This window comes from Vibrio sp. 2096 (assembly GCF_033339595.1).
Taxonomy (GTDB): Bacteria; Pseudomonadota; Gammaproteobacteria; order Enterobacterales; family Vibrionaceae; genus Vibrio; species Vibrio alginolyticus.
Genome location: NZ_JAWOUX010000013.1, coordinates 73,335 through 96,526, shown reverse-complemented (window position 1 = coordinate 96,526; position 23,192 = coordinate 73,335). Strand labels below are relative to the sequence as shown.

25 protein-coding genes are annotated in these 23,192 nt (G+C 39.8%); 2 read left to right on the top strand and 23 right to left on the bottom strand.

The features are described 5' to 3' along the window. Window positions 1-2: 2 nt before the first annotated feature. Entirely contained in the window at window positions 3-779 is a 777-nt protein-coding gene (locus tag R7Q41_RS20150; RefSeq protein WP_025634161.1) for a prepilin peptidase, read from the top strand. Window positions 780-845: 66 nt separating this feature from the next. Here R7Q41_RS20150 and R7Q41_RS20145 read toward each other — a convergent pair whose 3' ends face one another. The 3 genes from R7Q41_RS20145 to R7Q41_RS20135 are packed head-to-tail and all read right to left on the bottom strand — an operon-like array spanning window position 846 to window position 3,863. Further along, the gene (locus tag R7Q41_RS20145) at window positions 846-1,289 is read right to left on the bottom strand and encodes a hypothetical protein (protein ID WP_025634162.1); all 444 of its coding nucleotides are present in this window, start codon (window positions 1,287-1,289) and stop codon (window positions 846-848) included. Then, window positions 1,282-1,599: a hypothetical protein gene (locus R7Q41_RS20140; RefSeq protein WP_025634163.1), complete on the bottom strand. Its 318-nt coding sequence runs from the start codon at window positions 1,597-1,599 to the stop codon at window positions 1,282-1,284. The genes R7Q41_RS20145 and R7Q41_RS20140 overlap by 8 nt, the downstream gene beginning before the upstream one ends. 20 nt (window positions 1,600-1,619) lie before the next feature. Continuing rightward, window positions 1,620-3,863 (bottom strand): hypothetical protein, encoded by a 2,244-nt coding sequence (locus R7Q41_RS20135; protein ID WP_025634164.1) that lies wholly within the window; start codon window positions 3,861-3,863, stop codon window positions 1,620-1,622. A gap of 172 nt (window positions 3,864-4,035) precedes the next feature. Here R7Q41_RS20135 and R7Q41_RS20130 point away from each other — a divergent pair, with 172 nt between their 5' ends. Further along, entirely contained in the window at window positions 4,036-4,755 is a 720-nt protein-coding gene (locus R7Q41_RS20130; protein ID WP_025634165.1) for a hypothetical protein, read from the top strand. A 70-nt stretch (window positions 4,756-4,825) separates the two neighbouring features. Here the strand turns inward: R7Q41_RS20130 and R7Q41_RS20125 are convergent, their stop codons facing one another. The 20 genes from R7Q41_RS20125 to R7Q41_RS20030 form a co-directional block, all read right to left on the bottom strand. Then, the gene (locus tag R7Q41_RS20125; protein WP_025634166.1) at window positions 4,826-5,482 is read right to left on the bottom strand and encodes a hypothetical protein; all 657 of its coding nucleotides are present in this window, start codon (window positions 5,480-5,482) and stop codon (window positions 4,826-4,828) included. A 9-nt stretch (window positions 5,483-5,491) separates the two neighbouring features. Beyond that, window positions 5,492-6,577, bottom strand: a complete 1,086-nt coding sequence (locus R7Q41_RS20120) for a ParM/StbA family protein (RefSeq protein WP_025634167.1) — start codon at window positions 6,575-6,577, stop codon at window positions 5,492-5,494. Window positions 6,578-8,450: 1,873 nt separating this feature from the next. Beyond that, window positions 8,451-8,876, bottom strand: coding sequence for a hypothetical protein (locus R7Q41_RS20115; RefSeq protein ID WP_025767165.1), 426 nt, complete (start codon window positions 8,874-8,876; stop codon window positions 8,451-8,453). A gap of 523 nt (window positions 8,877-9,399) precedes the next feature. After that, on the bottom strand, window positions 9,400-9,645 hold the full coding sequence (locus R7Q41_RS20110) for a hypothetical protein (protein ID WP_025636793.1): 246 nt from the start codon (window positions 9,643-9,645) through the stop codon (window positions 9,400-9,402). 72 nt (window positions 9,646-9,717) lie between these two features. After that, complete coding sequence (locus R7Q41_RS20105) at window positions 9,718-10,158, bottom strand: hypothetical protein (RefSeq protein WP_025636794.1); 441 nt, start codon at window positions 10,156-10,158, stop codon at window positions 9,718-9,720. A 540-nt stretch (window positions 10,159-10,698) separates the two neighbouring features. Further along, entirely contained in the window at window positions 10,699-11,073 is a 375-nt protein-coding gene (locus R7Q41_RS20100) for a hypothetical protein (RefSeq protein WP_025636800.1), read from the bottom strand. 10 nt (window positions 11,074-11,083) lie between these two features. Beyond that, window positions 11,084-11,422, bottom strand: a complete 339-nt coding sequence (locus R7Q41_RS20095; protein WP_025636798.1) for a hypothetical protein — start codon at window positions 11,420-11,422, stop codon at window positions 11,084-11,086. A gap of 579 nt (window positions 11,423-12,001) precedes the next feature. After that, on the bottom strand, window positions 12,002-13,183 hold the full coding sequence (locus R7Q41_RS20090; protein WP_025636717.1) for a DGQHR domain-containing protein: 1,182 nt from the start codon (window positions 13,181-13,183) through the stop codon (window positions 12,002-12,004). 468 nt (window positions 13,184-13,651) lie between these two features. Continuing rightward, window positions 13,652-14,182 (bottom strand): hypothetical protein, encoded by a 531-nt coding sequence (locus tag R7Q41_RS20085; RefSeq protein ID WP_025636817.1) that lies wholly within the window; start codon window positions 14,180-14,182, stop codon window positions 13,652-13,654. 737 nt (window positions 14,183-14,919) lie between these two features. After that, window positions 14,920-15,231 (bottom strand): hypothetical protein, encoded by a 312-nt coding sequence (locus R7Q41_RS20080; protein ID WP_025636688.1) that lies wholly within the window; start codon window positions 15,229-15,231, stop codon window positions 14,920-14,922. Window positions 15,232-15,410: 179 nt separating this feature from the next. After that, a complete protein-coding gene (locus R7Q41_RS20075) occupies window positions 15,411-15,608 on the bottom strand; it encodes a hypothetical protein (protein ID WP_025636691.1) in 198 nt (65 codons plus the stop codon). After that, complete coding sequence (locus R7Q41_RS20070) at window positions 15,605-16,195, bottom strand: hypothetical protein (protein ID WP_077202324.1); 591 nt, start codon at window positions 16,193-16,195, stop codon at window positions 15,605-15,607. The genes R7Q41_RS20075 and R7Q41_RS20070 overlap by 4 nt, the downstream gene beginning before the upstream one ends. Window positions 16,196-16,670: 475 nt before the next feature. Beyond that, window positions 16,671-16,880 carry a hypothetical protein gene (locus R7Q41_RS20065; protein ID WP_025636820.1) on the bottom strand — a complete coding sequence of 70 codons (210 nt, stop codon included), beginning with the start codon at window positions 16,878-16,880 and terminating at the stop codon, window positions 16,671-16,673. Between the two features lie 36 nt (window positions 16,881-16,916). Next, complete coding sequence (locus R7Q41_RS20060) at window positions 16,917-17,210, bottom strand: hypothetical protein (RefSeq protein WP_025636822.1); 294 nt, start codon at window positions 17,208-17,210, stop codon at window positions 16,917-16,919. 788 nt (window positions 17,211-17,998) lie between these two features. Then, window positions 17,999-19,519: an LPD25 domain-containing protein gene (locus tag R7Q41_RS20055; RefSeq protein WP_138058894.1), complete on the bottom strand. Its 1,521-nt coding sequence runs from the start codon at window positions 19,517-19,519 to the stop codon at window positions 17,999-18,001. Window positions 19,520-20,032: 513 nt separating this feature from the next. After that, complete coding sequence (locus tag R7Q41_RS20050) at window positions 20,033-20,161, bottom strand: hypothetical protein (RefSeq protein ID WP_257390153.1); 129 nt, start codon at window positions 20,159-20,161, stop codon at window positions 20,033-20,035. A gap of 50 nt (window positions 20,162-20,211) precedes the next feature. After that, window positions 20,212-20,643 carry a hypothetical protein gene (locus tag R7Q41_RS20045; RefSeq protein WP_025636572.1) on the bottom strand — a complete coding sequence of 144 codons (432 nt, stop codon included), beginning with the start codon at window positions 20,641-20,643 and terminating at the stop codon, window positions 20,212-20,214. A gap of 184 nt (window positions 20,644-20,827) precedes the next feature. Continuing rightward, window positions 20,828-20,959, bottom strand: coding sequence for a hypothetical protein (locus R7Q41_RS20040; RefSeq protein WP_254919935.1), 132 nt, complete (start codon window positions 20,957-20,959; stop codon window positions 20,828-20,830). A gap of 88 nt (window positions 20,960-21,047) precedes the next feature. Beyond that, the gene (locus R7Q41_RS20035) at window positions 21,048-22,238 is read right to left on the bottom strand and encodes a class I SAM-dependent methyltransferase (protein WP_025636575.1); all 1,191 of its coding nucleotides are present in this window, start codon (window positions 22,236-22,238) and stop codon (window positions 21,048-21,050) included. Between the two features lie 501 nt (window positions 22,239-22,739). Then, window positions 22,740-23,174, bottom strand: a complete 435-nt coding sequence (locus R7Q41_RS20030) for a hypothetical protein (RefSeq protein ID WP_025636763.1) — start codon at window positions 23,172-23,174, stop codon at window positions 22,740-22,742. Window positions 23,175-23,192 lie beyond the last annotated feature (18 nt).

Sequence of the window (23,192 nt, the reverse complement as noted above, 5' to 3'; positions counted from 1 at the left end):
CAATGATTTCTTATCTGTTCCTGGTAATTACTGGTAGTCTCATTGCAAAGATCACTTATGTCATAGCTGGATTACTGCCACAAATTGAAGAAGATGAGATCAGAAATGATCTCATCACCTATTATCCTGAATACTCTTTAGAACCAAGTAACCGTGAAGGACGGTTTGACTTCACTAGCTTATGCAAAAGTGTTGGATACTGGGTACCTTTCTCCTGCATTGCTGGTGGCCTGAAGGGAAACAACCAAACTTATAAAGAGGTATTTGTATTAGAAATTACCGTAGCCGCTTCAACGGTGACTCTATACCAAATAGCAACTTCATTTGAGCAGTTTCTTTTAATGCTCATTTTCTTTTGCCTAACAGCAATGGCGTTTTTGGTTGACCTAGCGAGTCAATTTCTACCAGAAAAACTAACAAATTTCATTTTATGGTCTGGTTTGGTTCTGGCTTGTACAGAGTATGGCTATCTATCTTCCGAAGAATCGCTTAGCGGTGCTTTATTAGGGTATGGGCTTCTTTACCTTTTCAATACTATGCATAAAGTGCTTTACAAAAATATTGGAATGGCAAATGGTGATTTAAGGCTGGGGGCTGGTATAGGGGCTTGGGCTGGCGTAGAGATAACAATGCTCACAATACTCTTTATGTTTGTGTTCATCGTCATAACATACATAAGAGGAACGAGAGGGCAGTATCCACTGGGGCCATATATAGTGATAAGCTCTTACATAGCATTCATAGTCAACAATCCCAGTTTTTTAACTATTAATTTTTAAATTAAAGCAGCTATCGTAGCTGCTTTATTTTCTAATATGAATAGTAATATGGGCCCTACCAAACCACTACCTCATGTTACTTTCATCCAACCCATATTCTGTCTCCGCTAAATCGAGTAGCAGATTTAAAAACTCATCATTCGTTGAAGACTTAGCTACTCTCTTACATAAGGAATCAAACCTTTTTTTGGTAAGCTTAGACAGTGCCATTGTGGTTGTTGAAGTTTTATCACGAGATTTCGCAGCATGAAACAAACCGACGAACTTATCTACTCTAGACTCTGGAAAGAAAACCAATAATTGCATGAAAGTAGACCGAATCTTCTGTACATCCGTTTCATCAATTTTATTAAGCTGAGATTGAATTGCTTTAGATGTTGTACGAAAACCATCCGGGTCATTGCAGTGGTTAAGTGCCAAAAAATTATCGTTAGCATCCAGAATCCACTTTAAAAACTGGTAGTTATTTGGCCCACGTATGTTAACTTTTTTGCTTAATGAATTAGACATGAGTATCGGCCTTTTTATACAGCGTGAAAAACACGGTCGTCCATAACCAAGCTAAAACGTAAAATCCCTCGCCGGGAGGAGCTGTAAGCAAACATCCAATAGATACAATTACCACTGCAACCTCAACGGCCTTTAAGAGGGTAGGAGATAGTACTCCACCTTTGAACTTATGAATGATGCATAGCAAACCAAGTACAAATGCCGACGTCATAAAGACTAAGACTGCATTTCCTTCAACAACTGATGACACCAAACTTACGGTAGCAAATAGGGCAAGTAACATCATAAATTTGTTAAAAATCTTTAGCATTTGTACTCCTGATCTCTTAGTTATATATACTCAAAGTCAGCATGCTTAGAAGCTTCAGTACCTACGTACGAGTATTCCGCTTTTCTCACACGAACAAAGAGGGGGCTATAGCTATTATGTTGGTTGAAGTGGCCAACAGCATGGTTTCTTTCGTCAGCGATAGCTCTTTCGATTAAAGCTGATTTAAACTCGCTATACGTAGTGCTCCTATTACCATCGGAATCCTCAGGTAACTCCAAAATCAAATTCAATATCAAATCTGAAAATTTATCATTTGGTTCTGGTAGCTCAGAGTCGAGTCTATCGAGTAAGGAAATCGAATCTGATATCACACGGTAGATTAGAATATCAGTAAATTTAAGCTTCTCGAGATCATTAGAAAACTCAGAATCGATGCCTTCAACTCTGTTTAGAATTGAGCCGAGAACATCGTTAATAGCAACGTCTGACTTGGATTTGAGTATTTCTTCATCAACCTCACTACTTTTGAGTGACATCAGAGTAGAACAAAGCTCATCGACAACGATTTGAATTGATTTTTCATAAATTGAGTCTCTTGTAGTTAGCAATCGCTCGCAGAATGACATGTGTCTTTCAGCAATATGAATCCTTTCAAGTTCTGAGTTCAACAAAGATCTCCTAGATTCACCTGCCTTTTCATACTGAGAAACTTTTCTGTTTAATCGTTGCAGTTCCTCTTGTAACTTATCAACTCTTAACGAGAAATCAGAGCACTCTGCTTTTAACAAACGTAAGTCAGAAGAGGTTGATTCAAGAGATTCGATTTTCTCAAGCTTCACCTTCTTATCTGCCTTAGCTTTTCTCAACTGTGTACGATTAGATGCAATTGAAGCGTTAGCTTTCTTGGCTCGTTCAATATATAAACTGGCAAGTTCAATTAGTCTTAGATAAAGAGGTTGTCGAGCGCCTTTATAAATGCTTCTTTGAGATTCAATAGCGCTTCTAGTGCATCTCTTTAAAGAGTCAACGCTATCCCTATTAAAAAGCACGAGCTGGTCTTTCTTAAGAATAATGTCCTTAGCAATAAAATCTTCAAAACGTTCGTCATACAGCTTTGCTGTCCTCTCAGATATCTCTTTTATGCTTTTCTCGCGGAATTCAGAGTTACTTAACGTTTGGTTTGGTGCATTCTTTAGTACGTCCATCATTATTTCTTCTGAACGACGAAGAGAAACATCAACGTTATCCAGTAACAGCTCAGTAGGACGAAGAGTATTGCTCTCATCAATCGTGCATAATCCCGCTCTAACGAAATACATTAAAGCGTCTTGCACTTTGAAAGGTATGTCAGAACCATAAGAGACATTATTCAATAAATTTGAGCGCTCTTGTAGAAACTCTAAATCTGAGTCACTTCTTAATGCGCGAGCTTGGGCCCGTACTGCTCTTGATATTTGGCATGAAAATAGGGCAATTGAAATCTCATCAACAACTTTAAAAATCTTAGCTGCAAATCTTGTAATCCTATTATCTAAAGAGTTAGTTAGGGTCAAGTAGCCTAATCGCTCATCTAGCCACATGAAATCCTTATGACAGATAAGCAAAGAGTGAGCTAATTCCTCTCTTTTATGTACAGGCAGCTTTTTAGGCATGAGAGGTAGTAAGATTTGCTCTTGTATCATCCCATTGAACTTTACAGCTCGTTCTGCGTGGTTAAGAAGGTTTTCTAACTTAACGTTAAAGTTGTTTGGAATAAGGAAAAGCGTAGACTCTTTAGTATTTCTCTCACGACCCTTTATACGTGTGTCATTGAACTCAAAATAGAGCCTCTTAATTTTGAGTTGTCTCGTGTCGACTTTTGGTCTGAACTCTAGGATTTTCATCAGCCCCAAAACATTAAATGGTTTTTCACTAAATGCTTCTTGATGTCCAAGCTTGGGGTTAAAACTCTGATATTTGGGATCGGCTAAACGTTGGGCAAGTAGCCCAATTTCAATTGGGACCTGAGAGTACAGGTAATCAAACAGATTTTCGAAAAACTCATCCCACGATTTAACTAGTTCCTTGCCAAACGAATCTACAAGTACACTCTTGATGACACGGATTCTTTCGGTACTAACAGTTGCTTCTGGGTACTCCACGTCAAGAAATTCTTTAATCTGAGCTTGAGTATGTGGACCCTCACCATTTAGCCCTAGTGCCAACTCTAAAATTCGGGCGTTGCGTTTGGGATTCTCTAGTAGTTCAATCTTTTGAACAATGTCTGCCAGCCTAGAGATAAGTAACTTTTTGGTTTTTGGCATTCTTATCACCTTAAATCAAAGGTTTACTACTTTTGTATTTATTATATTGCGGTAATAACCATATTGCTAAGAATTCTATTATATATTATAGCAAATGTTAAGTCAGCTTTGTGTTAATAAAATTAGATATATGCTATAAATGGACTATAAACAATAGAAAGTGGAGTTCACAATGACTGTAGAGCTAGAAGAGTTAAAAAGCCCTTGGGTGGAACTGTATGAACAATGTTTAGAATCAGCATACGATTACCCTTACAGTGACTTAGAAGGTTTCCCTGGCTTATACGCCAGAAGACTTAAAACAGCAATTTTGCTAAAACAAAATAGGAACAAAAAAATCAGTATAACTGAAGCAAGTACGATTGCAGATAGAGCAGCAAAACACACCCTAGTCGAACTTAGGGCTAAGTTCACAGAGCGTTGTAGTTTTTCACACATCAAAAACGAGCTCAGAAAGGGTAGTGCTAGCCAGATTCCAGGAAGAAAAATAATAGACAATGGTATGGCTGCAAAATTCATGAACATTGTCGTTGGTTTCCCTACCTATAAACTAAGTTCTAACGAGATTAAATTTCTCCTTTCGAAATTCGATAGTGACTTAGTACACTACGATAGTGAGAAGTGGTACATAACGATCAAGGTTTTTGAATTGCATTTAGAAGAGGCGGAACCGACACCACAAGAGATGGCTGTTCTGGATAGCGTTGCACGATCTTCAATTCCTAGCATTATTGCATACACATTGGACTCAGATTACAAGATCGACTGGAAGGACTTTTTTAACGCTGTTAAAGCAAGAGTTAAAGAAACAGTTAAACAAGGTTTTAATAGGTTCAAAAGTCGGAAAGGGGACTTAGACAATGAACAAATTGAGGCTCTCTTTGACGAATAAAATCGCTACCAACTCCTTTCAAAAGTGGGGCTTAACTAAACAGTGCTAAGCCCCATTAGCCCCATTTTTCTTAAGCTATCAGCAATGACTCCATGTTGAAATTATCAATAGCTAAGCTATCAGAGACACCATCTTTACTTTCAAGATAATCATCTTTCGTAGAAAAAGCATCTGGCTGTTCAGTTTGCCCCTCAACAGCTCTAAAGCCAATAGGGTGGTTTGAAAGCTTTTCAATACTTGAAGCTATTTTAGCCAAATGTTGCTCAACATTTTCGAGTGTCTTGTACTCATTACACTTAAACCTTTCTTTATTACTTTGGTTTTGAAGGAAATGAATAGCAGAATTCATCATATTGATAGCATGTTGGTTGACATCATTAAGAGCTTGCTTGGGATCGTTTTCGGAATGTGCAGACAAATAAGTATGAACGAGACCTTGGTGATACACAGAAGAATCCGTTATGTGTATGCTAGCTCTTCTCTTTACTTTATCAATGTGTAACCCTAAGTTGCGGCACCAATCCCAGTCTCTGATCTCATGAGGGAGGATGTTATCAAAATAATACATAAGCTTATCGAACTCACCCTCTTCGATGAAATACCCAATTCTAATTAACTCTTCGACTAACGATTTGAGAGTTATTGATTTTGAATTCGCTAACTCTCGGCATTCTGTTGAGTAATCATTTGGTATCCTTATTTCCACTTTTAATGAAAAGCGCCCCATGACCTTTGCCTACTTATTCTTTTTGTTGTTTTGGTACCAAAGCTCTGCAAACAACTCAAGGCCCCAAGCGTTTAGCTTGTCTGCTTCATCTGGTATGAGGAATGAGTTGTTATCTTTACCGTAATACTCTTCAATTAAAGGTGTAATTTCTTCACGCAATGCGGCAATAGTACCTCCAATGAATATGATTAAATCAATATCTACAGCTTTAGATAAGGTATCAGTGATTGCGCCAAAAATCTTACTAGCTAGCTCCTTCCGTGCATTCTCTGCCCATTCTGAATGATCTTTTTCAACCCCCCGAACTGTAACAATACCTTCATCAATTAACTTACGGCACTGCTGATGTGTGGGTGTGGTGAAACCTAAATCGTAAAGGTAGTTGGATGCTTTTTTGACAATCTGATTGAACCCGATGTCCTGGGTGACAGAACGATCCATATCAATAGTTCCATCGTCAAACACAGCTATATCAGTTGTTTTACCACCAGGATCAGCGATTGCGATCGTTTTTCCTATGTATTCAGGGTTATGTACCAACATCCCTGAATCATCTCTCTTAAATAGGAATACACGAAGGGCTGCTAGTGCTTCGGGCTGAACAAGTAGAGCTTCAATATTTGACTTCCGCAGCTTCGATTCCGGGTCAGTACCTAAGTGATCAAAAGATCTCTGCATAGAGAGCATCTTTTGCTTAACATTGTTTTCGTTGACGGACCCATCTGTTTTAAAGAACTGTCTTAATGGCATTCCAGTACAAAGAACGTACTTTTTATTGAGTAACTCATCTCCAAATTGATTTAAGCCATGCTGCAGTAAAACCTGAGCTGCTTCACTATTGGAGAAGTCATCGTTCCTGGGAATAGGTTGTTTTACCTCACCAATGGTGTAAGCGTTACCTGTAACAGCAGAAGTAAATTTCGTTTGAACAGGAGCATTACTTGATACTGAAAAGGTTTCATCTAGTACCGCAAAACGTTCAGTCGAACGTTGGATGTGTGTAGGAAAGGAGGTTTTAACAGATTCAGCTGAGATCTTATGTTGGGCATTACCGTCATCATACCCAATAAATAGTGTTGAACAGTCGTTAAACATAGTAAAATATCTCTATTGTTTTTTAGTGATAAATGCAATATATAGCATGTCTGTGACAACCTCAAATATTTTCACTTTAGGAGGCAGGTGTTGATTGAAGACTGGCGAGAGAAGTTAAAGGAGAACTTGGAGAGAAATTACCAAATAGAAGTATCATCTCTCTATATATCGAAAAAGAATCGAATGGTATATGTACAATTTTCTGACAGTTCAAATGTACAAAAATACTTAGGTTTAAATTTAGACCTAGTCGATGTAGTGATTAGACAAAATACATGGGAATATTGCCAGAATAGCAAGGTATCAACGTTAATTGAAAAACGACATAGAGTAAAACTACCAAAGAATAAAATGAGTAAATATTGCTTCGAATCTTAGTAAGAGTAATCGAAAACTAAGTTATTTTTTATCAGAAGATCTATTTAACTTTAGTTAAATAGATCTTCTGATAACCTATTTTATGGTAAATGGCCATTATGTTTAATACTCACAAATTTCAAATTCACAGGGGAAAGAGATTTCACATAGTCAACTTTCAAAAGGAGGTATCTAACTTATTGATATTTGGTAGGTGGTAACAACTACGTGTACAAAATTCCAATCGTCGCGAATTTAACATAACATAGATAATATACACTAAGAGTGTAAGAGCAATTTTAATATGTCCTCTTATACTTAATGAACATGCAGAGCTTTGAGTACCTCAACCGATGCTAAATCCCATGATTGACCGAGACTTTAATCGTATTACAGTGATGCAAAATGTTCGCGAACACCGCCTTCGTCAAATCGACGATTTAGGCTGCAAATATATATAATTTAAGCCCTCGACAATTGGAAGCTTATGTAGTCAGTTAAGCCAGTTTGGTGCTTCTACGTTAGCACATACGTCAAGAGCCGAATCAAGCAACCGACGTTTTCTTTGCCTAATCATCTGAACATCATGGGAGCTCAATACTTTGATTTGTAGCTAACATTCGCTTGTGAGGTTCTAACGGAACAACACAACTTGGCTCTGACTGTCTATACACTAAGTCAGTTGATGACAGTCGATGGCCCCACGTGCCACACTAGCCATTTGCTTGCCAACCTCGTTATTCACATAGGTCAAATAATAAATAGTATTTTCAATTTCTGAATACAAAGGTGGAAGGTTATCATTAAGGTTCCAACCTCATTTTAAAGTAAATTGTTCTGAGCTCCTTGCTCTAAGTAGACCTCAGTTGCTCTCCCCAACATCCCCCTGGCCTTCACTCAAAATATTCACATTATTTCAAAAGATACGTCTCTTAACATCTTAAAAATGGACGCACCTATCGCTTTGGCAACATCACACATTGAGCTGTCTAAAGCTAAAACATGCTCTTAAGTTGATAACTTAAGATAAATCCACCACAGCACTTAATTACTCACAGTTGTAGATATGCCCTGGCAAAGGGTCTTTTTTGTCCTGACCGATTAGTGGCTATTTGGTGGGACTGTAATGGCAATTGGATGGCATTAATCAAGCTAATATACCCGATGGACATTTAATAAGTGAGTAAAGCATTACGTCACAGTGAGAGTAATCGGACACTTAAAGGTCATAGAAAGGAGCCCAAAAGGACAGTGTAATTTTTGATATTTACAAATATGGGAGAAAAACAAGTCTGTTAAACAAAACGCAGACCCTTCTTTAGAATTAAAATATTTTAATACTTTTAAATTTAAAATAATTAAAAGGGCTTCGCCAAAATATAGATCGAAATAATCAATGTCAAGTTCTTTGATATTGCATTGTGATCGGGGGATGACGGGTTGGCTGGGGCCGAGCTGTCGGGGGTGACCCCCAAGAAGCGGGAAATTAAGCATTTAGGGCTTTAGCCCTAAGTGCTTAAATGGATAATTCGCTATATCCAGAGTGATCAATTGACTCTGTCATGGTGATCTTGCGACCAAAGAATGACCACTCTAATTTACGTACTAAACGTGTTTTGTACTGGACTTCTGAAATTACAGAAGGCGTAGTTTCCACACCAAACGTTTCTCTCAGTAACTCTTGTGCCTTAGCAACTATTGACCCCTGCGTAATCTCGAATTGAAGATCGAACAACTTTTCTTTCACAAGGTCTCCGATAGGTGTTTCTGAGGCTTTGCCGAATTCATATTTTATTCCCAGTTCACAGTAGACAGCGTTTGGAGTTTTTTTCTGAAATTCCGCGCTAAAGAATCTCCCCTGAGTTAAACCCATATCGTTATCACCAACTTGACCAATAATCTTGCCGTTAGTGATGTAGAAGTTATGAACTGTTACTTTCATTTTTTGTCCCGCCAGTAGTATTCCCAACTGTTTCCATTATACCAAAACCAGATTAAAATACCACATTAAAACACAAACAAAAGTAAAATATACTTAACTATTATTATTGACTTTTATCCAGACAAAGACGACACAATAGGGCTCGATAGAGGGTTAGCTTTTTAGGCGAAGCCGTTAAGAAAAGCGTTGAAATTTCTTTTAGCTGCCGAAGGCAGATCATTTAGGCCACCAGCCCCCTGCCATAGCAATGACAACGGGGTTTATGTTGGCATTGCTATGGCGCTGGAGGTCTAGCAGCCTTGAGCGATACATTGAAATGCATCAAACCTTATTACTGCACTAAGGATGACAACGTCTTTTTGTTGGCGTCCATAGTGAATTAGGTTTGATTGAAATTTCAATGACAACACTTAGCGAGGAACGAGCTTTAGTGATGTAGGGGTAAGTCCGGCGGGTGGGCCTCGGTGGCGACTAGGGGGAACCCCTATTAGTGGAGAGCGTCCAATTGAAACAAATTTACTTGTTACAATTGGATAGTTATTAGTATTAAAATTAAAAGTATCGCCAATTTTACTCTTTGCTTTGTACTCGTTTTCGTTTTGATAGTTTCTACAATTTTATCTATTAGACCGAAAGCCTCTGCAAACCCAACAATTAGTACAAATACTGTAAAAGCATCAGCCACATTTGAGAAACCCAAACGCTCAAAAATAAATGTTAGAGCGTCAGCTACTGCGTAAATGCGTAATAACAATGCTGCTAAATTCAATATGTTCCCCCTACCCTTAATATATTCCTTTTCAATTAGCTAGTATGTTCAATTGATATATGTCAGATATCACTAGATAAGTTTGAAACTAGATAATAATGAATCTGGCTCATTGGTCTGTTCGATTATTAAGGGTTGTCCTGACACATCCCATTCATAAGTAGAAACCGTCTTTCCCCTAAACTGTTTCATCACTTTTAACCTAGGTTCATTAAACTTCTTCCCTAGAAGAAACTTACCTATTGAAATTACTTTTGATAAAGAAGAACCACGATGCCCTTCCTCTGATAAGCAACTTAGGATTTCTACGATATTATGTCTTGTGTCGATATCCGAGTTAGTACCTAAGATAAAAGCTATGTCTGAGTCCATGTATATTGAATCATTGATCACCTTTTCATAGGTAATCGAAATAAACTTACCCTCTACTAAACCGACATTGTTTTTCCCAACATAACCGAATAAACGACTGCAAATAATGGTGTAATTATTGATGATAACTTCTAATTTCATACTGCCCCCAAGCCTATGATATTTATTTGTTCAGAGTATGTATTATAAATAAACGCAACTATAAATACCATATTAGAACACACAATAAAGTAAAATATACTTAACTATTCTAGTTGACTTTAGACCGGACAAAGACGACACAATAGGGCTCGACAGAGGGTCAGCTTTTTAGGCGAAGCCGTTAAGAAAAGCGATACAAAAGCTTCTAGCTCGCCGAAGGCGATTCATTTAGACCACCAGCACCCTGCCATAGCAATGACAACGGGGTTTATGTTGGCATTGCTATGGCGCTGGAGGTCTAACAGCCTTGAGCGATACATTGAAATTCATCAAACCTTACCACTGCACTATGGATGACAACGGATTTTTGTTGGCGTCCATAGTGATTTAGGTTTGAATGAAATTTCAATGACAGCACTTAGCGAGGCACGAGCTTTAGTGATGTAGGGGTAAGTCCGGCGGGTGGGCCTCGGTGGCGACTAGGGGGAACCCCTGTTAGTGGAGAGCAAATATTGCCCAGTAAATCTGAGCAATATTTATCTATTGATGGTCGAATGACAACGCTGCTCTTTCAAGCTCCTTCTCTAGCTCCACAAGGCGTGTCGGAAGTAACGCAAAAGAAAACAAGGTCAATAATGATTCGATTGAATCCCGCCATTGAGCCGTTGACTGAAGTATTTCTAGAACCCCGAAATCTGCACAAATCTGTTTTAGCTTAACTTCATTGTTAGCTTTTTCTTCACGCTTAAGGGCAACCTTCAAGAATTCATCGAATTTATTCTGAGACATTTCTTTGACTGAAACAAAGCCAGTTCCTTTTTCTGTCCATACCATTAGATGCGGTTCTCCGCTGAATACACTGATCTGGTCTTTATAGTGCTTACTAATTAGCTCAATCTGTTTCTCAGTTCTCATAGTGGTGCCCCTACTTCAATAAACTAATGTGATTTGGTTTGTTACTCAATAGCTCTGCGATCTCAAACTGCTCCGCTACATACTCGACATTAGGGATTAAGGTAGGCTCCCATGTACTAAGCGCGACCTTTCTGCCTTGTTGAACATCATCAACAATGTTGTCTAGACTTTTGACGCTACATACCTCATACAAGCTTGTACCAAATTCATCATTCTCTACTACACATGTAGCGAACGTGCCAACGTCCTTAGATTCAATGATTAATAGACGTACTTCTGACTCCTGTTTAACCCCGCCTACTATATGACCAATAGTCACTTTTTCAATGTTTTGAATAACTGTCTTCATAATGCCCCCAAGCAATTTAACAATATAAACAGTAACTTACTTGTATTTATTATATCAAACCACCCAGTTAAATACCACATAATAACACGATGTATTGAAAAATAAGTATTGTCCTTTCGATTGACATTAGCCCCGACAAAGGCGACACAATAGGGCTCGATAGAGGGTCAGCTTTTTAGGCGAAGCCGTTAAGAAAAGCGATACAAATGCTTTTAGCTCGCCGAAGGCGATTCATTTAGACCACCAGCACCCTGCCATAGCAATGACAACGGGGTTTATGTTGGCATTTCTATGGCGCTGGAGGTCTAGCAGCCTTGAGCGAGATAAACTTTTGCACCCTAGGGTAGCAATCTGAATGACAAATTCTTTTCTTTGGCAATCAGATTGCTCTAGGGTTTCATTAAATGAAGCACTTGAAGAGGAACGATTCTTAGTGCTTAGGGGTAAGTCCGGCGGGTGGGCCTCGGTGGCGACTAGGGGAAACCCCTGTTAGTGGAGAGAAAATTGTGAATGCGTTATATTGTTTACTCGCAACAAAAAGCCCTGAACTTAGTCAGGGCTTCTCTAATTAAAGCTTGGTTAAGCGGCTTGTTCTGTTGCTCCATTAATGTCACCACTATCATCGCTCATACTTTGAGAACCAAAGTACTGATCCTCTAACTTTTGCCGTGCTTCAGAAAGTGGTACACCCAGGGTTGTAAGGAGTTTATTTGCAGCCAAGTCAATGCTAGTTTTATTCACTGACATATTGCCACTCTTGTCATCTATGATGCGGCCAGTAAAGTCAGACGTACCTAGATCGCGTGAGTAGTTAAGTTCTTCAAGCTTATCCCACTGAACTGCTTCGAGAGAGCCATAGTGATTCATTGCGATATTTCCAGCTACTGCAACAGCCTTTAGTGTAGCTACATGAGTTAGAATACAGGTATTACGGAATTCTTCTGCTGACGTATCGCTGAATGCTAAGCCTCCCCAACCCATGGCTCTAGAAACAGTAGTCCAAAACTCGTTTGCTAGCTGGTACTTTGAATCAGAGATTTCTTTTACTTCCTTACTCAACCCCAGCAGGATTTGGTTGATATCTTTGATAGCTTTCAAAGGAAAGTACTTTTCAGACTTCTTGGTGATCGTATTGTGCTCCATATCAACCAGGTCTTTAAACGCAACGCAGTTCTCAGTTATGTAACGAGCTAAACATGGAAGAGGGTCACGTGTATTAAAGGCATCTGAAATACTTTGTTGAGGTTTGGCCAAGTTTTGGTTGATGTCACAAAAGCCCAACTGCCTCTCTTTAAGTGTCAAGTTCGTATATAGCATAATAGGAACATCTACGTTCTCTAGATCAAAACCTAACTCGGCGAGTTCATCACACAACATTTCTAGAGCGAAGTCGATTCCAACAGAACGATGTTGGCCATCGAATAGCTTAATGGAACTATCCATAGATATATGAAGTAGACCAACTCGCGCTCCTTCCATAACCTCTTCAAATTCAGGCTTTTTATCTTTCTTCGACACAACCACACCAATGATAGTTGGGATGATGTAAAAACGCTTATAGTTGTTCACAAGGTATTTCGCGAAATCTTTCGCTCGCTTCATATTTACCTCTCGCTGGCTACGTTTAAGTACACTACCCTTGTTATCGATGTTTAGTAGTGAGACCAATACTGAAGCTGGAACATTCACTAGATGAAATGGTTTGAATTGCTTACCTACAGTACAAGGAAGTGAGTATGCGAAGTTTTTATCAATTGACATATTTTAGCCCCCAAGCTATTTAAAAATCAGTTAACATGAAAACTATGCCTTTGTTTTCATGTATTTATTATACACCCTCACCCCAAAAAATACCACATTGTAACACCAAATATTTAATAATTATTGTTGCCTTTTTTGATTGACATTAGCCCCGACAAAGGCGACACAATAGGGCTCGATAGAGGGTCAGCTTTTTAGGCGAAGCCGTTAAGAAAAGCGATACAAATGCTTTTAGCTCGCCGTAGGCGAATCTTATGACCACCAGCATTCTGCTAGGTCGGTGACAACGGGGGTTTGTTGGCAACGACCTAGCGCTGGAGGTCAACAGCCTTGAGCGGCAGCACTTAGTGAGGAACGAACCTTAGCGCTGCAGGGGTAAGTCCGGCGGGTGGGCCTCGGTGGCGACTAGGGGAACCCTGTTAGTGGAGAGCAAATCAACAACCTGCCGCTTTGGGCAGGTTGTTGATATCAAGCACAACAAGAGTCTACTGATACACCTTCTAGGTATTGATGAGCCTTACCAATGTCTGACCAGTAAGTCAGCTTTTTGAGCCTCATTGATGGGAACTGCGTTAATGACCAGATTTTATCAAAAGCGCTATTTGCCTTTTCTTCGTCATCATACGCTGAATGAATACTCCCAGTTATTGAGTTGTATAAGACGATAGCGTTATATTGTTTTGTGTTTGTTGACTTACTAACAGTACCAAATTCTGTTGCTGTGCCTGGTTCACATGAGCCTAGCTTGATTGTTTTTTTAGTGTCCTCTTTCTGTCCTACTTCATAAGCCGATGCTAGTTGAAGAGTACCAGCAACGCCTCCATTGCAAGCTGCTTCAGTGTCAGCTGGTAGGAATAAACCCCCATTGATACAAACAACCGCCTTTAACTCTTCGCAGTACATCACTGATAAGCGCTGGTTCGTGTTAGGGATGAATACCATAGCAGGTATAAAAGTTTCCTCTCCAGTAACCATATGTGTAAAAGTATTTAATTCCATACATGCCCCCAAGCATTTAAATAATTGATTAAACTGGCGTTATTATATACTAACCCTTACAAATATACCATATGATAACACAATATTTTATAAATTATTGTTCCCATATTTTATTGACTTTGGGAAGGACAAAGGCAACACAATAGGGCTCGATAGAGGGTCAGCTTTTTAGGCGAAGCCGTTAAGAAAAGCGATACAAATTCTTTTTGCTCGCCGAAGGCGATTCATATGGCCACCAGCATTCTGCTAGGACGGTGACAACGGGGGTTTGTTGGCATCGTCCTAGCGCTGGTGGACAACAGCCTTGAGCGGCAGAACTTGGTGAGGGACGAGCCTTAGGGATGCAGGGGTAAGTCCGGCGGGTGGGCCTCGGTGGCGACTAGGGGGGACCCCTCTTAGTGGAGAGCTAAAATCTCACAAACCCACCTAATAAAAAGAGGCTCCCTTGGGAGCCTCTTTTTAGCGTATGATAAAAATCATCGATATAGTCATGTTTGAGTAATCAAGCACTCTTTATGACCAAATAGTGTAAAACACCCTGAATATGTCAAATGTTCATTCCCGGTAAATCTATTCAGATACACTCTCATTTGAACTAGGTAGTAACCGGTATCAAAATGCTCGTTGCAAACTTCACAGTCGCCAAACTTACATGTACCACTGCCAAGCTGTGTTAGCCTATACACATGTCGTAGATCACTTGTATCAGTCATCACTCAATTACCTTGTAGTTTAATCTATCCTAGAACTGTAAAGCCTTTAAGTTTTGCAAACTTGTTTGACACACTAAATCCTTTGACGACATCTAAAGGTAATCTCTGTCTTTTTATTATCCACCATGCTTTTCTTATGTGTAGCAATGCGAGTCTACGTTTTTTATTTATCGTCTCTTCTTGCTTTGTTGGTCCGCAATTTCGTAGGTAACTAAGAAGCAAACAATACAGACCATCTAAGCATTCGACCTGAAACCAGATGTCACTGCCAAAACTTGGAATGTCCTCCAGTTCGAAACAAACCTGTTGCTTTCCATCAATTTCTCTAAATTTCATATTGCCCCCAAGCAATTGCTAACAACTATTATATATTATAGCAAGTGGCCGAGTTAAATACCACATTTATACACATGTAATTTTGGTAGTCTATTGAGAGCTTTGATATTGAAAGAGACTGATATTATGTTTTCTTCTGGCTTAAGGCTCGATAGCGGACCTGAGCCGCTATCATAAGGTTATTTTATTCTTAGATGCTCACCACGCTCATCCGGCTTTAGAGTGAAGAGTATGTAATCAACCTGCTCTATACAGATCTCATAATCATCGTTGATTAGTAGCACCTCCCTATCATCAGTACTGGATGTGTATTGCTGGGTAACCTTCCCTTTTAATACTTTATCTTTATTGAATACCTTTAATCCTACTAATCTCATACATTCTCCTTACTAGCAGTGATTGAATGATGAACGGCCTCCTTATGGAGTTCTAATATCTCCTTGCTTGTAAGGTAGCTATGAATCTCATTTATTTTCTTAATTACTTCAGAATGATCGTTGAAAAGTTGTTTGCGCTTATCCCATACGACTTCGTGGTGTGCTAGCTGTCCTGGTAGTGTCTTGTCATGAATGCCATAGACATATGTCCCTTCTCTGATTTTCTTTTTGACCAGCATCTTAGACATTAAAAAAATGATGAGTAGGTCCGTTTCTATGATCTGAGTAGTGAGGATAATACCGAAGAATAGACAGTCCTCCCGGTCTACGTCATCGATGTGAATCCCATTGTAACCATTCGAAAAGTAATACACTGGACTGCCTGGTTCCAGATTGTATGAAAAATAGAGATATGCATTTTCATTCTTCTGGAACAGCTCTTTCCTTCTCGCAATCTGAGTACCATATTGATCCATGTAATTATAGTTACAGATGTGCATTTCAGGGCACAACGATATGGTCTTTCCGCAGGTAGTTATGTACTTCTTTCTCTTGCTTATAGATAAGCTGCTTATTGTTTTGGTCATATTGCCCCCAAGCAATTGTTTTTCAAATGTATTGTTACATTAGCAATTAAAGAAATTATACTAAAACATGCCATAAGATACCACATTCACACACCTAATATGGTTAAATATACTTAACTATATTGATTGACTTTACCTCGGACAAAGGCGACACAATGGGGCTCGACAGAGGGTCAGCTTTTTAGGCGAAGCCGTTAAGAAAAGCGATACAAATGCTTTTAGCTCGCCGAAGGCGATTCTAATGGCCACCAGCATTCTGCTAGGACGGTGACAACGGGGGTTTGTTGGCAATGTCCTGGCGCTGGTGGACAACAGCCTTGAGCGGCAATACTTGGCGAGGCACGAGACCTAGCATTGCAAGGGTAAGTCCGGCGGGTGGGCCTCGGTGGCGACTAGGGGGAACCCCTGTTAGTGGAGAGCAGGTAAGCCGCAATGTTTACTCATTGCGGCTTACCTGGGGTCAAGTACCCATTAATTAGTAAACACTTAGGTTTATTACTTCCGTACCGCTTTCAGCCAATGTGGCAATTTCTGGCTCAATATCTACCAGTTGGTCATATACTGAAAGCTCCTTGGCAGCGGCTATGTCTAGATAATATTCAGTTTTATCGGGGGTAGTAGCAATTGCATTCGTCTCTGGCAACGATTCAGCTTGAAAAGCTGCTATTGGTAAGTACTTAAACATGTCTTTCCTCCTAACATTTACAAATGATCTTGCTTGTCAGATGACACTCATTGCTCTTTCGTAGAACAGACAGAAGTTCGCTCTGTCTGTTTGAATTCTCTCTTTAACCTTATCTTGCGTTGATTCTCTTAGCGCATCTAACACCTTTACTAATATGGAAGCAGTGAATGCGTCTATCAGTAGTGGTTGAAGACCTAGTTCTTTAGATTCATCAGTAAAAGAAATTGTTGTGAGTGATTTATTGATTAATTCATTTGGCCAAACAAAGAGCATTGCTTGGCCTTGAGCGACTTTTTTAAGATTATCGTAATTGCAGAACTCTGTTTTCATATTGCCCCCAAGCAATTGTTTTCAAATAGATAGTTACATAAGCAACTAAGGAAATTATACTAAAACACGCCCTAAAATACCACATTTACACATTTTACATAGTAAAATATACTGAACTATATTGATTGACTTTGGACCGGACAAAGGCAACACAATAGGGCTCGATAGAGGGTCAGCTTTTTAGGCGAAGCCGTTAAGAAAAGCGATACAAATGCTTCTAGCTCGCCGAAGGCGAATCATATGGCCACCAGCATTCTGCTAGGACGGTGACAACGGGGGTTTGTTGGCAACGACCTAGCGCTGGAGGTCAACAGCCTTGAGCGGCAGCACTTAGTGAGGAACGAACCTTAGCGCTGCAGGGGTAAGTCCGGCGGGTGGGCCTCGGTGGCGACTAGGGGTATCCCCTATTAGTGGAGAGAAATTTTTATGTTTCGATTGTAGTTGATTGGTTTTATGTACACCAGAGAAAAAAAAGCCCCGACAATATTGCCGGGGCTGGTCGCTTGGGGAGCGGTTATTCTGGTGCTGGTTCTCTATATACCAGCAATCTTCCACTAATTGACTTTTGATTGCTCTTTCCCTTATGGGGGACACAGATAGAGTACAAGGAAAAATGTTTAGCCTTCACCACTTCTGTTAGGCATTGGCTTTTAAACCTACGCTCGAGAATGTTCAGGCTGTCTTCTAAAGTATGCGAAAGAGGTTCAGGCTTTCTCTCTACTGCTGACCCACCTAAATTGTAATAATATAATTTCCACATAAAAAACAACCCAAAACCAATACCAAGTCTAATGTACATTCAAGCTAATGTTTGCTTCAAGTTCGAGTGTGAAAATCGTATCTTCATAGCTATAAACCACAGTGTTATTACTAACGATTGGTTCTGACATTAAGAACAACTCTGACATATCGAGAAATGACTGCTTATCTATCTGTTCCTGTGGAAAGCTACCCACCTGTACTGTGATAACCTTAGTAAATCCAATCCATTTCTTTACATCTTCATGTTGCTTTTTCTTATTGGCAATCATAGATTTGATGTAGCTACTTCCTTGCCCTTCCTTCTCTTTTCCACTTTCGACGCTGACGACTTCGGAATGATTAAGCTTGATAGGCTCCTTGTTAGAGTTGTCTTGCTGACCATTACTAGATGGCTCGTTAAGGCATGAGTAATCAGCCAACATACCAATGCATTTGAAGAAGCCATTTACATCCGAACGGTCAGTAAAATGAAAACCTGGGATAGCGCCATCAGATTTAAACTTTGAGTAATACCCATTGTTCTCCTTAGCCACTGAAAGCAACGACTTAAAAACATCAGGGCTTTGTTTTTCTTCGAAGTTCACCACGAAAACTAAATGGCCTTTTTTTGTGTGATGCATCACCTCAATTGGCTTGGCCTTCCCAACAATAGAGTTCTTAAGGTCTACTTCGGATTGATTACTACTGTTTTCTGTTTTCTTGCCAGTAACCTTCTTTTCTGGAATAGCTATTTCTCCATAAGGAACACTTGATTTTTTATCGTTCGTGTTGAGCACTATCTTTCTAATTTCTATACCGCAACGAATGTAATCTTTATTTGTCAGATAAAAGCCTCGTCCCATAGAATACTTTTCTCTGTGCTCTGTACTAAGCTCTTTGTCGGATAGGGCTGCGGTGTCTTGGTGGTTTAGCGCTGCTTTACGCATCTCAGAAAATAGATCTCGGGTGTGCTTTGACCATGCCAGGATGATGGTTCTATTAGTTTGTGTTTCATAATAATCAGTATAAGGGTCTGATCTATCACTCATAGAGGTAAATTTGGCAACGATAACCGCCTGGGCATCTTCAGGGATAGATAAGTTGTCCTGGAAAGCCTCTACCGCTTTCCGATGTTCCATTATGCGCTTTTGCCTTTCTTCGTATGCTTTCTTTTCTTCCTCTTCCTTGCGCTTAGCTTCTTCGGCAATAATAGAGGAATAAAGTGCCTTGTTCTTGCTGTTGTCGATATCTTCTAAATCGACCTTAGTTAGAAAACCAAACTCAAGCAGCTCTTCTCGTGTCAATCGCTCCTTGAATTCTTCTACATACGATTTCAACTTCCCTAGGCGCTCTTTTATACTTTTGTCGCAACCACGACCCAGGCTTAGGTCAATATTGAAAATCGTGCCAGAATCGAAAGTTACCTTAACATCTGTCTTTTCATACCCTAGTTCGCATTTTGCAGCTACTTCATGAGCAAGTTGTTCAAAATCTTCGATAGAGTAATCTTTCTCTTCAAGCATTTTTGATTCAGAAAATAATACAGTAACTGAAATTGGTTTAATCATCGTTGCCCCCAAGCATCGGAAAAATAGATTAAGAATAAGTTGTTCTCTTAACTTAAAAACATTATAACTCACACCCCCAATAAATACCATATTAACACACTATAAATAGTAAAATATACTTAACTTTATTTATTGACTTTGGCCCGAACAAGGGCGTCACAATAGGGCTCGATAGAGGGTCAGCTTTTTAGGCGAAGCCGTTAAGAAAAGCGATACAAATGCTTTTTGCTCGCCGAAGGCGATTCATATGGCCACCAGCATTCTGCTAGGACGGTGACAACGGGGTTTTGTTGGCATCGTACTAGCGCTGGTGGACAACAGCCTTGAGCGGCAGCACTTGGTGAGGAACGAGCCTTAGGGATGCAGGGGTAAGTCCGGCGGGTGGGCCTCGGTGGCGACTAGGGGGAACCCCTATTAGTGGAGAGAAAATTCATCTCAATATCTTGTTCACAGGACAAAAAAAAACTCAGTGCTTAACACTGAGTTTTTTTGAGGGGTTTTGAAGTATCTCTACTACTTTTGGTTCAGATGATGAACCGTTGGTATTGAGGTATATTTCACGTTCTCATCGATTTGACCCACCGCGCTGACCGAGGGAGAAAGTGCTGCTATTAATAAGAAAGCGATAATATTGTTACTCATAAGATTAGCTCCTAGTTGCCGAACGAAATAAAACTTTATACTGGTAATCCTCAAGAAACTTTAGCTCGAGGTCGAAGGCTTAAAATTCTCGTGTAAATAGCATATTTCTGTTTTGCCAAATCTTTAGTAGTAACATGTGAGCTCTTACCTAACTTAGGTTCTGTTTGACTGTCAGTGCCTAGCATTTCTTTTAACACTTCAAGCTCAGCCTCGAGGGTGTCATTTGATGAAATGTATCCAATATAGTTGAATACATCCTGGGAAGAGAAACTTAAGCCATCAGCTTTCTGGTGCTCATGCCGGGAGATATAGCAGCGCTTACCGTTAATGATATCGATATGATAAGCCTCTACAATGCGGTCACCGTATCCATCATCCCAGCCATTATCTTTGTTACGGCCATATAGCCGTGAATGTCTGTAATGAAACTTGAGAAATTGCTTCATTTCTTCAAAAGAAATGAGAATATTATTGTGTCTCATATTGCCCCCAAGCAATTGAATTTATTAACAAGCCATGTAAAGAGTATAACAAAACACGAATTAAAATACCACATTATAACATCTATGTTGTGGTATTTTTTCTATTACTCTGTTCGTCTTTAGTGAATTCCTGGGGTGACATGGCCCTTAAAAAATCTAAGGCCATGGCATTCTCAATTAACCACTAAATTTCTGTGCTGCCTATCCATTGCTCGCCTAGATAGACATCTGCATAATCGTATTCAAACTTAGAGCAGCACTCCTCTAAATCTTCGTAGGTCCAACCATCAGCTGGAGCTGGTACCAACTCCTTCAAGATAAAATTTTCCCCATAGCAATATAGATTAGATGCCTCTAGTCCAGTAATTAAACAGCTCTCGCCTTCTTTAGGTCTTGCTATACATTTAACACTCATTAGATTTACCTTTTGAAATCACTATTTTTACAGTCTTCACTTGTGTACCAGATTCGGAGAAAGTCCCTTCTTTACAACTAGTGACCGATGCGCCCAGCTCCTTCAGCCATTCTTGGAATTCTCTTTGAATTCTACGGGTCCCGTTAACCGCTCCATCACTTGCTATGGTAACTAAGCGGCCACCGATGTCTAAGTGATTGAACATCTTTCTTATATGCTTAATGTCCTGGTGCTTATTGAATGGGGGGTTAGCCAAAATACGGTCGAACTTATTACCCTCAGGGTACTCCATAAAGTCCATACAGTGAGTTGCGTATCTATGATGCTTAAGCATGTCGAAGTTCTGAGGGTTCAGCTCGATAGCAACACCATTATCACTAATTCGAGCCATACGATTTGCACACCTACCATCGCCGCAACTAGGTTCCATCCATCTATGTTCAGGCCTGAGATCTAAGTCAATCATCATTTCATCTGCTAGAGTGTCCGGAGAGAAAAACATTTGGTATTTTTTCTTATCATTGAGCTCTTCTCCTTCGATAAGTTTCTTTTGTATATCAACTACGTTTCTATACTCGAAATGAAATGCACCTTTTTTGTATTTGCCTCCAGCCTTAAGTAATAAGTTCTTTATCGCTTTGTAGTGCTTCAGCTGCTTTTGAGGTAATACTAGTGTGTTGTCTATTGGTAGAAGCAATGACAGTTCATGTTCAATGGAGTGATCATCAGATTGCTCTTTCTCATTAAGTTTGTTGAAAAAGAAATGGTCATGTGCATGCTTGATTACAGTCAAAGTATCCTCACTGATGAAGTGAATGTCTGGGTGGAAACCAAGAGCGTTCAAAAAATTGGCTTTATCAATGATCTTATTGCCTGTTACCTGGCGAGTATCGCACTCATTTCTCTCCAGCCATTGGTAATAGAAAGTGTCTTCTAAGGGTGCCGACATTTTCATATTGTTGATAATGAACAGACTCTTTAAGCAATTGGGCTTTGTATCGCTGTGAACAACTATTGCTCTTGAGGGACGACTAGCACCAAATTTTTTTTTGTATTCCGCTTTACTAGGGGTGTCTAGAAGTACGGAAGAGCCGCAGTCATAAAGCACCTCAACATTTCCTAATGATTGTGAAAGAATGAATGACAGACCATCTTCGTCTATAAATGTTGTAATTTCCATAATGCCCCCAAGCAATATATCTAATTGATTAACTGGTAATAATTATATCTAACCCCATAGACAAATACCATATTTAAACACTAAATAAAGTAAAATATAATTAACTAATCACATTGACTTTGCCCCGGACAAAGGCGTCACAATAGGGCTCGATAGAGGGTCAGCTTTTTAGGCGAAGCCGTTAAGAAAAGCGATACAAATGCTTTTTGCTTGCCGAAGGCGATTCATATGGCCACCAGCATTCTGCTAGGACGGTGACAACGGGGGTTGGTTGGAATCGTACTAGCGCTGGTGGACAACAGCCTTGAGCGGCAGAACTTGGTGAGGGACGAGCCCTAGTGATGCTGGGGTAAGTCCGGCGGGTGGGCCTCGGTGGCGACTAGGGGAACCCCCTATTAGTGGAGAGCAATTTTAAGTTTCTATTTTAGTTCTATGATTTCATTAACACGAGAGACAAAAAAAACCCCGACAATATTGCCGGGGCTGGTCGCTTGGGGAGCGTTAATCCCTGGTAGGTTCTGAGTCTAATGCTTTAACATAAACAGCATCAGCAACACCGTTTTCACACATTGAAGTAGCTGAAAAATTGTCTTTTGTGGTTTGACTGTAAAGTTCACTGTATTGCGAGTTACTGAGCCAGATCAGGCTGTTATCATCGTCCAAACCTAAAAATCCTTTGGTTGGTGAGTAGATACGATAAAAAGAGCTCAGCTCATAGGTTTTAAATACCCTGCTATCTGGTAATGAGAACCAATAGCAGTCCCAATCTAAGTGAATATAGGCTTGCCTCTCTTGACACGGTTGTGAGAAACCTATCACTTTGAAGCCTTGCAGAACTAAGCCATAACCATTAACGACAATGACCTCCTCTCCAGAAGTAAACCTTGATTCGCACAATGGTATTGAAGTTAAGCTATTTTCAATATATTTCAGCATGGATATTCCTCTCTTACT

What these genes read in the sequence shown, in the direction of transcription:
- R7Q41_RS20150 (WP_025634161.1), top strand. Translation starts at nt 3, where the DNA reads ATGATTTCTTATCTGTTCCTGGTAATTACTGGTAGTCTCATTGCAAAG.
- R7Q41_RS20145 (WP_025634162.1), bottom strand. Translation starts at nt 1,289, where the DNA reads ATGTCTAATTCATTAAGCAAAAAAGTTAACATACGTGGGCCAAATAAC.
- R7Q41_RS20140 (WP_025634163.1), bottom strand. Translation starts at nt 1,599, where the DNA reads ATGCTAAAGATTTTTAACAAATTTATGATGTTACTTGCCCTATTTGCT.
- R7Q41_RS20135 (WP_025634164.1), bottom strand. Translation starts at nt 3,863, where the DNA reads ATGCCAAAAACCAAAAAGTTACTTATCTCTAGGCTGGCAGACATTGTT.
- R7Q41_RS20130 (WP_025634165.1), top strand. Translation starts at nt 4,036, where the DNA reads ATGACTGTAGAGCTAGAAGAGTTAAAAAGCCCTTGGGTGGAACTGTAT.
- R7Q41_RS20125 (WP_025634166.1), bottom strand. Translation starts at nt 5,482, where the DNA reads ATGGGGCGCTTTTCATTAAAAGTGGAAATAAGGATACCAAATGATTAC.
- R7Q41_RS20120 (WP_025634167.1), bottom strand. Translation starts at nt 6,577, where the DNA reads ATGTTTAACGACTGTTCAACACTATTTATTGGGTATGATGACGGTAAT.
- R7Q41_RS20115 (WP_025767165.1), bottom strand. Translation starts at nt 8,876, where the DNA reads ATGAAAGTAACAGTTCATAACTTCTACATCACTAACGGCAAGATTATT.
- R7Q41_RS20105 (WP_025636794.1), bottom strand. Translation starts at nt 10,158, where the DNA reads ATGAAATTAGAAGTTATCATCAATAATTACACCATTATTTGCAGTCGT.
- R7Q41_RS20100 (WP_025636800.1), bottom strand. Translation starts at nt 11,073, where the DNA reads ATGAGAACTGAGAAACAGATTGAGCTAATTAGTAAGCACTATAAAGAC.
- R7Q41_RS20095 (WP_025636798.1), bottom strand. Translation starts at nt 11,422, where the DNA reads ATGAAGACAGTTATTCAAAACATTGAAAAAGTGACTATTGGTCATATA.
- R7Q41_RS20090 (WP_025636717.1), bottom strand. Translation starts at nt 13,183, where the DNA reads ATGTCAATTGATAAAAACTTCGCATACTCACTTCCTTGTACTGTAGGT.
- R7Q41_RS20085 (WP_025636817.1), bottom strand. Translation starts at nt 14,182, where the DNA reads ATGGAATTAAATACTTTTACACATATGGTTACTGGAGAGGAAACTTTT.
- R7Q41_RS20080 (WP_025636688.1), bottom strand. Translation starts at nt 15,231, where the DNA reads ATGAAATTTAGAGAAATTGATGGAAAGCAACAGGTTTGTTTCGAACTG.
- R7Q41_RS20075 (WP_025636691.1), bottom strand. Translation starts at nt 15,608, where the DNA reads ATGAGATTAGTAGGATTAAAGGTATTCAATAAAGATAAAGTATTAAAA.
- R7Q41_RS20070 (WP_077202324.1), bottom strand. Translation starts at nt 16,195, where the DNA reads ATGACCAAAACAATAAGCAGCTTATCTATAAGCAAGAGAAAGAAGTAC.
- R7Q41_RS20065 (WP_025636820.1), bottom strand. Translation starts at nt 16,880, where the DNA reads ATGTTTAAGTACTTACCAATAGCAGCTTTTCAAGCTGAATCGTTGCCA.
- R7Q41_RS20060 (WP_025636822.1), bottom strand. Translation starts at nt 17,210, where the DNA reads ATGAAAACAGAGTTCTGCAATTACGATAATCTTAAAAAAGTCGCTCAA.
- R7Q41_RS20055 (WP_138058894.1), bottom strand. Translation starts at nt 19,519, where the DNA reads ATGATTAAACCAATTTCAGTTACTGTATTATTTTCTGAATCAAAAATG.
- R7Q41_RS20050 (WP_257390153.1), bottom strand. Translation starts at nt 20,161, where the DNA reads ATGAGTAACAATATTATCGCTTTCTTATTAATAGCAGCACTTTCTCCC.
- R7Q41_RS20045 (WP_025636572.1), bottom strand. Translation starts at nt 20,643, where the DNA reads ATGAGACACAATAATATTCTCATTTCTTTTGAAGAAATGAAGCAATTT.
- R7Q41_RS20035 (WP_025636575.1), bottom strand. Translation starts at nt 22,238, where the DNA reads ATGGAAATTACAACATTTATAGACGAAGATGGTCTGTCATTCATTCTT.
- R7Q41_RS20030 (WP_025636763.1), bottom strand. Translation starts at nt 23,174, where the DNA reads ATGCTGAAATATATTGAAAATAGCTTAACTTCAATACCATTGTGCGAA.